The organism is Neisseria meningitidis, assembly GCF_022869645.1.
Classification (GTDB): domain Bacteria; phylum Pseudomonadota; class Gammaproteobacteria; order Burkholderiales; family Neisseriaceae; genus Neisseria; species Neisseria meningitidis.
Genome location: NZ_CP064367.1, coordinates 1163565 through 1176824 on the forward strand (window position 1 = coordinate 1163565; position 13260 = coordinate 1176824).

The 13260-nt window shown below is 52.6% G+C and carries 17 protein-coding genes and 1 pseudogene; 13 read left to right on the plus strand and 5 right to left on the minus strand.

Annotated elements, in window-relative coordinates; translation table 11 throughout:
* Window positions 1-191 precede the first annotated feature (191 nt).
* Window positions 192-863: pseudogene (locus IUJ45_RS05930) on the minus strand (IS1595 family transposase).
* A 61-nt stretch (window positions 864-924) separates the two neighbouring features.
* Here IUJ45_RS05930 and IUJ45_RS05935 point away from each other — a divergent pair.
* On the plus strand, window positions 925-1089 hold the full coding sequence (locus IUJ45_RS05935; RefSeq protein ID WP_002215059.1) for a hypothetical protein: 165 nt from the start codon (window positions 925-927) through the stop codon (window positions 1087-1089).
* 64 nt (window positions 1090-1153) lie between these two features.
* Window positions 1154-1558: a cytochrome b gene (locus tag IUJ45_RS05940; RefSeq protein ID WP_002233247.1), complete on the plus strand. Its 405-nt coding sequence runs from the start codon at window positions 1154-1156 to the stop codon at window positions 1556-1558.
* A 34-nt stretch (window positions 1559-1592) separates the two neighbouring features.
* Here the strand turns inward: IUJ45_RS05940 and rsmI are convergent, their stop codons facing one another.
* Window positions 1593-2468, minus strand: coding sequence for a 16S rRNA (cytidine(1402)-2'-O)-methyltransferase (gene rsmI, locus IUJ45_RS05945; protein ID WP_002246526.1), 876 nt, complete (start codon window positions 2466-2468; stop codon window positions 1593-1595).
* A 52-nt stretch (window positions 2469-2520) separates the two neighbouring features.
* On the opposite strand from rsmI, the gene IUJ45_RS05950 reads away from it, so the two are divergent.
* The 7 genes from IUJ45_RS05950 (at window position 2521) to IUJ45_RS05980 (ending at window position 6681) form a co-directional block, all read left to right on the plus strand.
* A complete protein-coding gene (locus IUJ45_RS05950; RefSeq protein ID WP_002215062.1) occupies window positions 2521-2868 on the plus strand; it encodes a YraN family protein in 348 nt (115 codons plus the stop codon).
* 4 nt (window positions 2869-2872) lie between these two features.
* Window positions 2873-3466, plus strand: a complete 594-nt coding sequence (locus IUJ45_RS05955) for a phosphoheptose isomerase (protein ID WP_002219976.1) — start codon at window positions 2873-2875, stop codon at window positions 3464-3466.
* A gap of 63 nt (window positions 3467-3529) precedes the next feature.
* Complete coding sequence (locus IUJ45_RS05960; protein WP_002246527.1) at window positions 3530-4138, plus strand: BON domain-containing protein; 609 nt, start codon at window positions 3530-3532, stop codon at window positions 4136-4138.
* Between the two features lie 7 nt (window positions 4139-4145).
* Complete coding sequence (locus IUJ45_RS05965) at window positions 4146-4796, plus strand: hypothetical protein (RefSeq protein WP_002246528.1); 651 nt, start codon at window positions 4146-4148, stop codon at window positions 4794-4796.
* A gap of 39 nt (window positions 4797-4835) precedes the next feature.
* Window positions 4836-5615, plus strand: coding sequence for a type I methionyl aminopeptidase (gene map / locus IUJ45_RS05970; RefSeq protein ID WP_002224701.1), 780 nt, complete (start codon window positions 4836-4838; stop codon window positions 5613-5615).
* Window positions 5616-5769: 154 nt separating this feature from the next.
* Window positions 5770-6069, plus strand: a complete 300-nt coding sequence (locus IUJ45_RS05975; RefSeq protein WP_002215072.1) for a helix-turn-helix domain-containing protein — start codon at window positions 5770-5772, stop codon at window positions 6067-6069.
* Window positions 6070-6306: 237 nt separating this feature from the next.
* On the plus strand, window positions 6307-6681 hold the full coding sequence (locus tag IUJ45_RS05980) for an ACP-like domain-containing protein (protein WP_002215074.1): 375 nt from the start codon (window positions 6307-6309) through the stop codon (window positions 6679-6681).
* A 187-nt stretch (window positions 6682-6868) separates the two neighbouring features.
* Here the strand turns inward: IUJ45_RS05980 and IUJ45_RS05985 are convergent, their stop codons facing one another.
* The 3 genes from IUJ45_RS05985 to IUJ45_RS05995 form a co-directional block, all read right to left on the minus strand.
* Window positions 6869-8335 carry a malate:quinone oxidoreductase gene (locus IUJ45_RS05985; RefSeq protein ID WP_002230065.1) on the minus strand — a complete coding sequence of 489 codons (1467 nt, stop codon included), beginning with the start codon at window positions 8333-8335 and terminating at the stop codon, window positions 6869-6871.
* 536 nt (window positions 8336-8871) lie between these two features.
* A complete protein-coding gene (locus tag IUJ45_RS05990; RefSeq protein ID WP_082308649.1) occupies window positions 8872-9462 on the minus strand; it encodes a GNAT family N-acetyltransferase in 591 nt (196 codons plus the stop codon).
* A 60-nt stretch (window positions 9463-9522) separates the two neighbouring features.
* Window positions 9523-10104: a 5-formyltetrahydrofolate cyclo-ligase gene (locus IUJ45_RS05995; RefSeq protein ID WP_002234410.1), complete on the minus strand. Its 582-nt coding sequence runs from the start codon at window positions 10102-10104 to the stop codon at window positions 9523-9525.
* A gap of 77 nt (window positions 10105-10181) precedes the next feature.
* Here IUJ45_RS05995 and IUJ45_RS06000 point away from each other — a divergent pair, with 77 nt between their 5' ends.
* From IUJ45_RS06000 to pyrH, 4 genes are all read left to right on the plus strand, one after another.
* Window positions 10182-10415, plus strand: a complete 234-nt coding sequence (locus tag IUJ45_RS06000) for a hypothetical protein (protein WP_002218220.1) — start codon at window positions 10182-10184, stop codon at window positions 10413-10415.
* A 176-nt stretch (window positions 10416-10591) separates the two neighbouring features.
* Window positions 10592-11320, plus strand: coding sequence for a 30S ribosomal protein S2 (rpsB, locus tag IUJ45_RS06005; protein ID WP_002224704.1), 729 nt, complete (start codon window positions 10592-10594; stop codon window positions 11318-11320).
* 128 nt (window positions 11321-11448) lie between these two features.
* Window positions 11449-12303 carry a translation elongation factor Ts gene (tsf, locus tag IUJ45_RS06010; protein ID WP_082308650.1) on the plus strand — a complete coding sequence of 285 codons (855 nt, stop codon included), beginning with the start codon at window positions 11449-11451 and terminating at the stop codon, window positions 12301-12303.
* Between the two features lie 219 nt (window positions 12304-12522).
* On the plus strand, window positions 12523-13242 hold the full coding sequence (gene pyrH / locus IUJ45_RS06015) for a UMP kinase (protein ID WP_061704892.1): 720 nt from the start codon (window positions 12523-12525) through the stop codon (window positions 13240-13242).
* Window positions 13243-13260 lie beyond the last annotated feature (18 nt).

Below are 13260 nucleotides of genomic sequence, written 5' to 3' on the forward strand. Positions count from 1 at the left end.
GCGGTATTTCAACACGCCGTACCCAAACTATTTGTTCCGCCCATCTTAATGAATTTTTAAGCAAATCTTCAGCCTGCAAACAAAATTATGTCCACCTTCTTTGGTACAATCGCGCCTTTTTGACATTCCGACCCGACGGAATGTCCGTTCAAACCGTTACATATAATAAGTTTTGGGGCTGTCCTAGATAACTAGGATAAACTCGGTTTTACTAATTGTTTTAAAATGGAACAAGAACTTTTATCTCACTGTTGTTAAAACGCCATTCGCACTCCTTTAAATACAGCTCAAAATGCGCTTTGGGAATGCCGTTAAACTTGCGTAAATGACGTTTTGCTTGATTCCAAAAGTTCTCAATTCCATTAATATGGTTTTGTCGTTCAGCAAAATGTGTGCTGTGATTGATACGAAAACGAAGTTTCAGCGAAGCTAAAATGGCTAAATTCGCTCACATCTAATACATCATAGCTACGATAACAATCCGTATAAACAATACTGTCAGGTTTCACTTGTTCACGGATAATAGGAAATAAAGTAGCGGTTTGAGTATTCGGTACTGTAACCGTATAAACCTTACCATTTCGCTTCAAAAGACCGAATACGGCGACTTTACCGGCAGCACCGCGACCGCGTTTGCCTTTGCGTTGTCCGCCAAAATAACTTTCATCTGCTTCTACTTCGCCATCAAACATTTCCAAATGCGGACTGTTTTGATAAATAAGTAATCGTAAACGATGAAAATAATAGGCTGCGGTATTTTTATTAATGCCTACTAACTCTGCTGCTGTTCTTGCAGTTACACCTGCGACAAATAGCTCAATGAGTTTATTTTGTTTATACCGGCTTAGACGACTTTTTCTCATAGGGATAATTCTAACTTAATTTGAATTTCCCTAGTTATCTAGGACAGCCCCTAAGTTTTTTATGAACACAAACCAACCTGCCGTTTACGACCCGTTGACACGTACGCTGCACTGGCTGACCGTTGCCGGTTTCATCGGCATTCCGACCACCATTGTCCTGTGGACGATTTATAGTGGATTAACAAAAATCAGGACAAGGCGACGAAGCCGCAGACAGTACAAATAGTACGGCAAGGCGAGGCAACGCCGTACTGGTTTTTGTTAATCCACTATACGAAGAGGCGGAATGGGTGGGCAGCCTGTTCGGCCTGCACAAATCTTTCGGTTTCCTTACGCTGACGGTGATTACATTGCGCATCGTGTGGGCGGTTGCCAACCGCGCCAAGCGTCCGCAAAGCGACAGCAAGGCTGCGGCGGCAGGACACGGCATTCTGTATCTGCTCATGCTTGCCGTTCCCGTTATCGGCATGATCCGCCAATACGGCAGCGGCCGCGGCCCGTTGAAAGTGTTCGGCGTTGAAGTGATGCAGGGTTCGCCGGAAAAAATCGAGTGGATGGCAAACTTGGGCAACACGTTCCACGGCAATTTGGGCTGGCTGCTGTTTGCCGCCGTCGTCGGACACGTCGCCATGGTCGTCGTCCACCGTGTTCAAGGCAAAGACGTGCTGTACCGCATGACGGGGCGTGTCCGTTGATTCCGTTCGCACTATGGTGCCGGTCCGTCCGGCATCATTTGTTTTTCCAAGACAGTGCCAGATCGTACAAAGCTTTTTTTCCCTCGCCCGTGATTTTGGCGGCAAGCTCCGCCGCCTGTTTGGTCGGCAGCTCGGCTGTGAGGATTTTCATGATGTTTTGCGCGGACTCGGACAAGCCTTCGTGTTTTTCATCCTGCGCCGGATAAAGCACCAACACCATCTCGCCGCGCGATTGGTTGCCGTCCGCCGCCAATGCCGTCTGAATTTCCCCAACCGTGCCGCTTAAGAACGTTTCAAACGTTTTCGTGATTTCGCGCGCCAGCATTAATCGGCGTTCGGGGAACAGTTCCGCCATATCGGCAAGCGTCGCCCCGATGCGGTGCGGCGTTTCAAACATCACGACGGGAAACGCCACCCGCACCCATTTGGCAAACAATTTCCTACGTTCGCCCGATTTCGGCGGTACAAAACCGTTGAAATAAAAATCGGATCCCGCCACACCAGCCACACTCAAAGCCGCCATCACCGCGCTTGCGCCGACAACAGGGACAACTTTAAACCCGACCTCACGCACGCGGCGGGCGAGTTTCGCGCCCGGGTCGCACACGGCCGGCGTACCCGCATCGGAAACCTGTGCCACAACCATGCCGTCTGAAAGATAGCCGACAATCTTGTCCGCCATCTGCCGTTCGTTGTGTTCGCGCACGCTGACGAGTTTGCCCTGAATGCCGTACGCGCTCAAAAGCTGCGCGGTAACGCGCGTGTCTTCGGCACAGATGATGTCCGCCTTTTGCAATACCGCCAAAGCGCGCAGGGTAATGTCCGCCAAATTGCCGATGGGCGTGGCAACCACGTATAATGTCCCTCCGACGACGCTGTCGGAGGCTTTCTGCAAATGTTTCTGAAACATAAGAATGCCGTCTGAAAAACAAACATTATAAATTATAAAGGTTAAACCGATTATGCGCCTAAACCACAAACAGGGCGAGGCAGGGGAAGATGCCGCGCTTGCCTTCCTCCAATCCCAAGGCTGCACACTGCTTGCCCGCAACTGGCACTGCGCCTACGGCGAAATCGACCTGATTGTCAAAAACGGCGGCATGATTCTGTTTGTTGAAGTAAAATACCGCAAAAATCGGCAATTCGGCGGTGCCGCATACAGCATTTCCCCATCCAAATTATTGAAACTGCAACGAAGTGTAGAGTATTATCTGCAACAGAACAGGTTGACAAACGTACCGTGCCGCCTCGACGCGGTACTCATCGAAGGCAGCCGCCCGCCCGAGTGGATACAGAATATTACAGGTTGACGATATGACGACATTACAAGAACGCGTTGCCGCCCATTTTGCCGAAAGCATCCGTGCCAAGCAGGAAGCCGGAAAAGTATTGGTCGAGCCGACCGTACAGGCTGCCGAGCTGATGCTGCAATGCCTGATGAATGACGGCAAAATCCTGGCCTGCGGCAACGGCGGTTCGGCTGCCGACGCGCAACACTTCGCCGCCGAAATGACCGGCCGTTTTGAAAAAGAACGCATGGAACTCGCCGCTGTCGCGCTGACAACAGACACTTCCGCGCTGACAGCCATCGGCAACGACTACGGTTTCGACCACGTATTCAGCAAACAGGTGCGCGCGCTCGGACGTGCAGGCGATGTATTGGTCGGCATTTCCACCTCCGGCAATTCCGCCAACGTCATCGAAGCCGTCAAAGCCGCACACGAACGCGATATGCACGTCATCGCCTTGACCGGCCGCGACGGCGGCAAAATCGCCGCCATACTCAAAGACACCGACGTTTTGCTCAACGTTCCCCATCCGCGCACCGCCCGTATTCAAGAAAACCACATCCTGCTGATACACGCCATGTGCGACTGTATCGACTCCGTACTGCTGGAAGGAATGTAACCCTTTTCAGACGGCATGGCGCAAAGCAATGCCGTCTGAAACGCCCAAGAAAGGAAGCACCCGATGAAACCCAAACCGCACACCGTCCGCACCCTGACTGCCGCCGTCCTCAGCCTTGCCCTCGGCGGCTGCGTCAGCGCAGTCGTCGGCGGCGCGGCGGTCGGCGCGAAATCCGCCGTCGACCGCCGAACCACCGGCGCGCAAACCGACGACAACGTAATGGCGCTGCGTATCGAAACCACCGCCCGCTCCTATCTGCGCCAAAACAACCAAACCAAAGGCTACACGCCCCAAATCTCCGTTGTCGGCTACAACCGCCACCTGCTGCTGCTCGGACAAGTCGCCACCGAAGGCGAGAAACAGTTCGTCGGTCAGATTGCACGTTCCGAACAGGCCGCCGAAGGCGTGTACAACTACATTACCGTCGCCTCCCTGCCGCGCACTGCCGGCGACATCGCCGGCGACACTTGGAACACATCCAAAGTCCGCGCCACGCTGTTGGGCATCAGCCCCGCCACACAGGCGCGCGTCAAAATCGTTACCTACGGCAACGTAACCTACGTTATGGGCATCCTCACCCCCGAAGAACAGGCGCAGATTACCCAAAAAGTCAGCACCACCGTCGGCGTACAAAAAGTCATCACCCTCTACCAAAACTACGTCCAACGCTGACTCGGCAATGCCGTCTGAACCGCCTTCAGACGGCATTGCCCGACACCCCAAAAGCACAATCAAAATGGCAAAAAAACCGAACAAACCCTTCAGGCTGACCCCCAAACTCCTGATACGCGCCGTATTGCTCATCTGTATCACCGCCATCGGCGCATTGGCAATAGGCATCGTCAGCACATTCAACCCGAACGGCGACAAAACCCTCCAAACCGAACCGCAACACACCGACAGCCCCCGCGAAACCGAATTCTGGCTGCCAAACGGCGTAGTCGGACAAGATGCCGCCCAACCCGAACACCACCACGCCTCCTCATCCGCACCCGCACAGCCGGACGGCACAGACGAAAGCGGCAGCGGACTGCCGTCCCCTGCCGCACCCAAGAAAAACCGGGTCAAACCGCAACCTGCCGACACAGCTCAAACCGACAGGCAGCCGGACGACGCCGGAGCACAAGCTGAAAACACACTCAAAGAAACCCCCGTACTGCCCACAAACGTCCCCCGTCCCGAACCCCGAAAAGAAACACCCGAAAAACAGGCACAGCCCAAAGAAACACCCAAAGAAAAAGAAACGCCCAAAGAAAACCATACCAAACCGGACACCCCGAAAAACACGCCGCCTAAACCCCATAAAGAAATTCTCGACAACCTCTTCTGACCCGGCACGGCAGGCACACCCGCAATCCAAGGAAGCATTATGAACGGCATCATCATCAAAACCCCCGAAGAAATCGAAAAAATGCGCGAGCTGGGCAAACTCGTCGCCGAAGCCCTCGACTACATCGGACAATTCGTCAAACCCGGCGTAACCACCGACGAAATCGACAAACTCGTTTACGACTACCACGTCAACGTCCAAGGCGGCTATCCCGCCCCCCTGCACTACGGCAACCCGCCCTACCCCAAATCCTGCTGCACCTCCGTCAACCACGTCATCTGCCACGGCATTCCCGACGACAAGCCGCTCAAAGAAGGCGACATTATCAACATCGACCTCACCATCAAAAAAGACGGCTTCCACGGCGACTCCAGCCGTATGTTTACCGTCGGCAAAGTCTCCCCCATCGCCCAACGCCTGATCGACGTAACCCACGCCTCCATGATGGCGGGCATAGAAGCCGTCAAACCCGGCGCGACACTGGGCGACGTAGGTTACGCCTGCCAACAGGTTGCCGAAAACGCCGGCTATTCCGTCGTACAGGAATTCTGCGGACACGGCATCGGGCGCGGTTTCCACGAAGCCCCGCAAGTGTTGCACTACGGAAAAAAAGGACAGGGCTCCGTTCTAAAACCGGGTATGATTTTTACCGTCGAACCGATGATCAACCAAGGCAAACGCCACCTGCGTATCCTCAACGACGGCTGGACGGTGGTTACCAAAGACCGCTCCCTCTCCGCCCAATGGGAACACGAAGTCTTGGTGACCGAAACCGGCTACGAAATCCTCACCGTCAGCCCCGCCTCCGGCAAACCCTGAAGCCGGACGTATCCGCCCCATAAAAACAAACAATGCCGTCTGAAAGAAACGGCAGATATGATATATAATATAAAAACAGGCTTGACCCGGCACATTACGAAAACAAAGCAAATCGGAATTTGCCCCGCAACCAGACAAACTTAAAGGAAGTTTTATGAAAATATTTGAAAATATAGAAGATGTTAAAGCCATCCGTAAAAAGACCGGGCTGAACCAGATAGACTTCTGGGGCAAGGTCGGCGTTACCCAGTCCGGAGGATCGCGCTACGAAACCGGCCGCAAAATGCCCAAACCCGTACGCGAACTGCTCCGCCTCGTCCATATCGAATGCATCGATTTGGCGAAAGTCAACAAAAAAGATATGGAAATCGCCGCCCTGTTGAAAAAACACCATCCCGACCTGTATGCCGAGTTGTCCAAACAGACCAAGTCCGAAAGAAAAAAACAAAGTTAAACCGCAACCTCCGGATGCCCGACAGTTTTTCATTTCCGAAAAACGCAAACAATGCCGTCTGAAACACCGGACAGGTCGCCGTATCCCGCCTGCCGCCCCTGCCTCAAACCGCCGAACCGCCCGAACCCGCCTTTTTACAAACTTTATCCAATTTCCTGTTTATTTCAGGATACGCCGACATTAGAATGTCAAACAGCTCGAAACGGGCAAACTCCACATCCATCCAAAGGAATAAAAATGAAACTTCTGACCACCGCAATCCTGTCTTCCGCAATCGCGCTCAGCAGTATGGCTGCTGCTGCCGGCACGAACAACCCCACCGTTGCCAAAAAAACCGTCAGCTACGTCTGCCAGCAAGGTAAAAAAGTCAAAGTAACCTACGGCTTTAACAAACAGGGCCTGACCACATACGCTTCCGCCGTCATCAACGGCAAACGTGTGCAAATGCCTGTCAATTTGGATAAATCCGACAATGTGGAAACATTCTACGGCAAAGAAGGCGGTTATGTTTTGGGTACCGGCGTGATGGATGGCAAATCCTACCGCAAACAGCCCATTATGATTACCGCACCTGACAACCAAATCGTCTTCAAAGACTGTTCCCCACGTTAATCAGGCAACAAAAAACAGCGTTTTCAGAAATGAAAACGCTGTTTTTTTGACCGTTCCATTATTCACAAAAGGGAAAAAACGATTACCTGCCCCGTGTATCAAAACCTGCCCTGCCGGATGAAGGGCATAACCGGCAGGGACGGCGTCAACACCATATGGGGGTACGGCTTTTCTTGAAAGATTCGGCTTAAATATCCAATACTTTCGCGGTATAGGCGATAATTTCATCCGCCCTTTCAGGGTTTTCGTTCAACTTGATGCCGTAACCCGGTACCAGCTCTTTCAGACGGCCTTCCCACGACGGGGCGCGCTCGGGGAAGCATTGGTGCATCAGCCGGATCATCAGCGGCACAGCGGTCGATGCGCCCGGCGACGCGCCCAGCAATGCGGCGAGCGAGCCGTCGGCGTGGGCGACAATCTCCGTACCAAACTGGAGCACGCCGCCTTTTTCGGAGTCTTTTTTAATGATTTGGACGCGTTGCCCTGCGGTGATGAGTTCCCAGTCGTCGGGGTTTGCCTCGGGGTAGTATTCCAGCAGGGAGGCGAAGCGTTCTTCTTTGGTTTTACGCAATTCGCCCAGCAGGTATTTGGTCAGCGGCATATTCGCCCAGCCGGCGCGCAGCATAGGATAGAGGTTGTCCATATGGATGGACAGCGGCAAATCCATAAGCGAGCCTTGCTTGAGGAAGTTGGAACGGAAGCCTGCGTAAGGGCCGAACATAAGGTGGCGTTTGCCGTCCACGTTGCGTGTGTCGAGGTGCGGGACGGACATCGGCGGCGCGCCGACGGAAGCCTGCCCGTACACTTTGGCGTTGTGTTGTTCGGCAGTTTCGGGGTTGCTGTTGCGGAAGAACAGGCCGGACACGGGGAAGCCGCCGTAGCCCTTGCCTTCGGGGATGCCGGATTTTTGCAGCAGGGTCAGCGCGCCGCCGCCCGCGCCGAGGAAGAGGAAGCGGGTACGGAGGGTGAGCTGCCCGTCGGGGTTGCGGGTATCGGCGGTTTTGAGCACCCACGCGCCGTCGGATTCGCGTTTGATGTCTTCGACGTGGCGGTTGAACTCGGTTTTTACGCCCTTGCCCTGCAAATATTTCACCATTTGGCGCGTCAGCCGTCCGAAATCGACATCCGTACCTTCGGCGGAGTAGTTGGCGGCGACGGGTTGGTTTTCGTCCCGGCCGCGCATCATCAGCGGAGCCCAATCGGAAATTTTGTTCCGATCGGTGGAAAATTCCATATTTTCAAAAAGTTTTTGGGTTTTAAACGCGTCATAACGTTTTTGAAGATAAGAACAATGGTCTTCATTCATCACCAAAGACATATGCGGCACGGCATTGATGAAGGAATTGTCTTCCAACTTGCCTTCCGCGACCAGCGTCGCCCAAAACTGGCGGCTGACATGAAACTGTTCGGCAATATTGAGGGCGCGCGCCGGATCGATAATCCCATTTGCACCCAACGGCGCATAGTTCAATTCGCACAGCGCGGAATGCCCCGTGCCGGCGTTGTTCCACGCGTTTGACGATTCCAACGCCACATCTTCCAAGCGTTCAATCAGGGTGATTTCCCAAGACGGTTCGAGTTCTTTGAGCAAAACGCCCAAAGTCGCGCTCATAATGCCGCCGCCCACCAAGACAACGTCTGTCGCTTCAGCCATGGTTTACTCCTAAAAAACAGGCATCTTCTGCCCTTATGGTTATTTGCCGTACTACAAACGCCTGAATCGCAAAAGCAGGGAAAACCGGCAATGGTGTGTGTCCGAGTATGCTGTTTCGGGGTTGGAATGCGTTGCAAGTATGGCTTCCGACACCGCTTCAGGGGCTTGTAATATGTTATCGTGAATGTAGTGGATTTTACTGGGAAATGCAAAGTTTTTCTGTCGCCCGCCAAGCCCGGGAACTGCGAAATGAAAAATAAAAATAGTTATTTATCTATATATATCAAATTTTTAATAGATAAAAAATCAAAATTGTTTATATATTAATTTTTAAAAGATTGTCAGCATATTGCGTTAAGTTTTTTATAGTGGATTAACAAAAATCAGGACAAGGCAACGAAGCCGTAGACAGTACAAATAGTACGGAACCGATTCACTTGGTGCTTCAGCACCTTAGAGAATCGTTCTCTTTGAGTTAAGGCGAGGCAACGCCGTACTGGTTTTTGTTAATCCACTATAAATTTGAAAATACTGCCTCACACCTGCACGCCATACTCTGCCAACCTGCCGGTCAGGATTTCCCTGTTTTTGCACCAATCTTCCCTCAGCATACTGTACACAACCGTATCGCGCACACTGCCGTCTTTACGGAGCATATACATACGCAGCACGCCGTCTTTTTCCGCACCCAGCCGTTCGATGGCACGTTGCGAGGCAAGGTTCAGAATATCCGTGCGCCATCCCACGCAACGGCAAGCCAAAACATCAAATGCGTAATCCAACAGCATGATTTTGCAACAGGTGTTTATCCGTGTCCGCCGTGCCGATGCCGCATACCATGTGAATCCGATATCCAAACGCGGAATCTGCGGTTCAAAATGATAATACGCCGTTGTCCCGACCACCCTGCCCGCCTCTTCATCGACAACCGCAAACGCCAAACGCGTTGCCAATGCTGTCCCGATATAGTCTGCCACCCTATCCGGATGGGGCGCGGACGTTACCCCCAGCTTCCAAACCTCCCCATCGCAAACCGCCTCGCGCAAACCCGTTTCATGATGCACATCCAACGGTTCGAGCCGAACGCCGCCCAATGACAAGACCGGCAGTATTATCTTTTCCGACATCCTTTTCTCCCAATATTCCGCCTTCAGACGGCATTTCCGCCCGGAATGCCGTCTGAACGGCTAAAAACACAATATCCCCGCCTCCGACACAAAACCGTCCAGCGGCAGGTCGTGCGCCTCGCGCGGCAGCGTGCCGACCAGTTGGCAGGCAAAGCCCACGCCCACGGTTTTTGCCTGCAAACGGTATTTCATCGCTGCAAGTGTCGCATCGTAATAGCCGCCTGCCTGCCCCAAACGGTAGCCTTCGCGGTCTATGCCGACAAGCGGAACGAGCAATACCGACAAACCGTGCACGCGGATTTTGCGCCCTGCAAACTGCGGCACGTTCAACCTCGCCCTGCCCCGTATGCGCTCCCGTTCCATTCCGCTTTCAGGATACGGCGTAAACCACATCCGCCGCGAACGCGGTTCGATATAAGGCAGATAAAGTTTTGCGCCGCGTTTTTGCGCCGCGCGGACAAAGCCGTCCAAACGCAATTCCTTGCCCATCGGCCAATACACGCCGATTTTCCGACCGTGCTTGATATAACGTTTGAGCAGGCGGTTAATTTTTACCGTTGCCGCCGCCCGCACGTCCCACCCCATTTGCGAACGCCGCCCGCGTAATTCGCGGCGCAGGGCGTGTTTTTCCTCGTTCCTCATTTCAGACGGCCTTTCAGGATTGCGGTAGAATGTTGCGATTATAACGATTTTGTTAACATTCAAACAGGACGCACACAATGTGGCACATTGTCGCCATCGGCTATCTTTTTGTTGCCGTGATGTTTTCCGCCGCGCAGCCGAGTATTGCGCGCGCCTTGATTTATTTGGTTTTTTGGGCGGTGCTGCCCACCGTGTTCACGGTTTTCACCATCACCGTCCGCCGCCGCAACCACCTGATGAGGCAGCAGGAACAGGCTGAATTCGAACAGCAGCGCGCACAACGGCAAAAAGACAGCGGCACAAAACCCTGAATCCCTTTTCAGACGGCCTCTTATCCGCTATAATCCGTCAGTTTTCCATTTCGGAAACACTCTTTTATTTTTTAAAACTTATGCCCACTTTCGCCGAAGGGTGCTTGACAATAGGCATCGCCTATCAAGTTCTATGCGATTGAATGTGTGCCCTTAACCCTTTCAAGGAAATCAAAATGTCTCAAATTACTATGCGTCAGATGATTGAAGCCGGCGTTCACTTCGGCCACCAAACCCGTTTCTGGAACCCGAAAATGGCTCAATACATTTTCGGTGCGCGCAACAAAATCCATATCGTCAACCTGGAAAAAACCCTGCCGATGTTCCAAGACGCGCAAGAAGCCGTACGTCGTCTGGTTGCCAACAAAGGTACAGTATTGTTCGTAGGTACCAAACGCCAAGCCCGCGACATCATCCGCGAAGAAGCGACCCGCGCCGGCATGCCTTTCGTCGATCACCGTTGGTTGGGCGGTATGCTGACCAACTACAAAACCGTTAAGCAATCCATCAAACGCCTGGAAGAAAAAACCGCAGCCTTGGAAAATGCTGCCGAAAGCGGTTTCAGCAAAAAAGAAATTCTGGAAATGCAACGCGATGTTGAAAAACTGGAACGTTCTTTGGGCGGTATCAAAAACATGAAAGGCCTGCCCGACGCGATTTTCGTTATCGATACCGGCTACCAAAAAGGTACTCTGGTCGAGGCTGAAAAACTGGGCATCCCCGTTATCGCCGTAGTCGATACCAACAACAGCCCTGACGGCGTGAAATACGTCATCCCCGGCAACGACGACTCCGCCAAAGCCATCCGCCTGTACTGCCGCGGCATCGCTGACGCAGTTTTGGAAGGCAAAAACCAAGCGCTGCAAGAAACCGTAGCCGCTGCCCAAGAAGCCGCTGCCGAGTAATCCGGCAAACCGAAGAGGGGCGTTATGCCCCTTTTCTCAAATATGCCGTCTGAACGTCCGTTCGCGGCACACGATTCCCGAATGCGGAAAATCCTTTCCGTATTTCCCAAAAATCTAGGAGATTCAAAATGGCAGAAATTACTGCAAAAATGGTTGCCGATCTGCGCGCCGCTACCGGCCTGGGCATGATGGAATGCAAAAAAGCCTTGGTTGAAGCCGAAGGCAACTTCGACAAAGCCGAAGAAATCCTGCGTATCAAATCCGGTGCGAAAGCCGGTAAACTGGCCGGCCGTACCGCTGCCGAAGGCGTATTGGCTTACGCGATCAACGGCAATGTCGGCGCATTGGTCGAAGTAAACTGCGAAACCGACTTCGTTGCTAAAGACGCGGGCTTCGTAGAATTTGCCAACTTCGTTGCGAAAACTGCTGCCGAGAAAAAACCGGCTTCTGTTGAAGAACTGAGCGAACTGGTTGAAGCAGAACGTAAAGCCATCATCGCTAAATTGGGCGAGAACATGTCTGTTCGCCGCTTCCAAGTGATCGACACTGCCAACCAACTGGTTGCCTACATCCACGGTGCATTGGCTACCGAAGGCGTATTGGTTGAGTACAAAGGCTCTGAAGACGTAGCACGCAAAATCAGTATGCACATCGTTGCCGCTAAACCACAATGCGTAAGCGAAGCTGAAGTAGATGCTGAAACCGTTGAAAAAGAACGCCACATCTACACCGAACAAGCTATCGCTTCCGGCAAACCTGCCGACATCGCCGCTAAAATGGTTGAAGGCCGTATCCGTAAATTCTTGGCTGAAATCACTCTGAACGGCCAAGCATTCGTGATGAACCCTGACCAAACTGTTGCCCAATTCGCTAAAGAAAACGGCACTGAAGTGGTTAGCTTCGTACGCTACAAAGTAGGCGACGGTATCGAGAAAGCCGTTGTCGACTACGCAGCCGAAGTAGCCGCAGCCGCCAAAGTGTAAGGCACTTATGAAAAAGAAAGCACCTGGATTCCAAACGAATCAGGGTGCTTTTTTTTGAGAAAACCGTTTGCGGTACCTATTTTAAGACGACCGAATATTCAGACCGTCTGAAAACAAAACAATAATAGAACGACACACCATATCATTGTAATTCCGACCGTTTGAAAATTCAGACGGCCCAAACTCCGACCGACGACATTCAAGAAAGCAAGGTATCCCATGACACAGCAAATCAAATACAAACGCGTATTACTGAAACTCTCCGGCGAATCCCTGATGGGTTCCGATTCATTCGGCATCAATCACGATACCATCGTTCAAACTGTCGGCGAAATTGCCGAAGTCGTTAAAATGGGCGTGCAAGTCGGTATTGTTGTCGGCGGCGGCAATATTTTCCGGGGCGTATCCGCCCAAGCAGGCAGCATGGATCGCGCCACTGCCGATTACATGGGTATGATGGCGACCGTGATGAACGCCTTGGCACTCAAAGACGCATTTGAAACTTTAGGCATCAAAGCGCGCGTACAATCCGCACTGTCTATGCAGCAAATCGCTGAAACTTACGCCCGTCCTAAAGCCATCCAATATTTGGAAGAAGGCAAAGTCGTGATTTTTGCCGCCGGTACCGGTAACCCGTTCTTCACGACCGACACTGCCGCCGCATTGCGCGGTGCGGAAATGAACTGCGACGTGATGCTCAAAGCCACCAACGTCGACGGTGTATACACCGCAGACCCGAAAAAAGACCCGTCCGCCACACGCTACGAAACCATTACTTTTGACGAAGCCTTGTTGAAAAACCTCAAAGTCATGGACGCGACCGCTTTCGCCCTCTGCCGCGAACGCAAGCTCAATATCGTCGTCTTCGGCATCGCCAAAGAAGGCTCGCTCAAACGCGTCATTACCGGCGAAGACGAGGGAACGCTGGTTCACTGCTGATTGACCATAGTGTCGGCA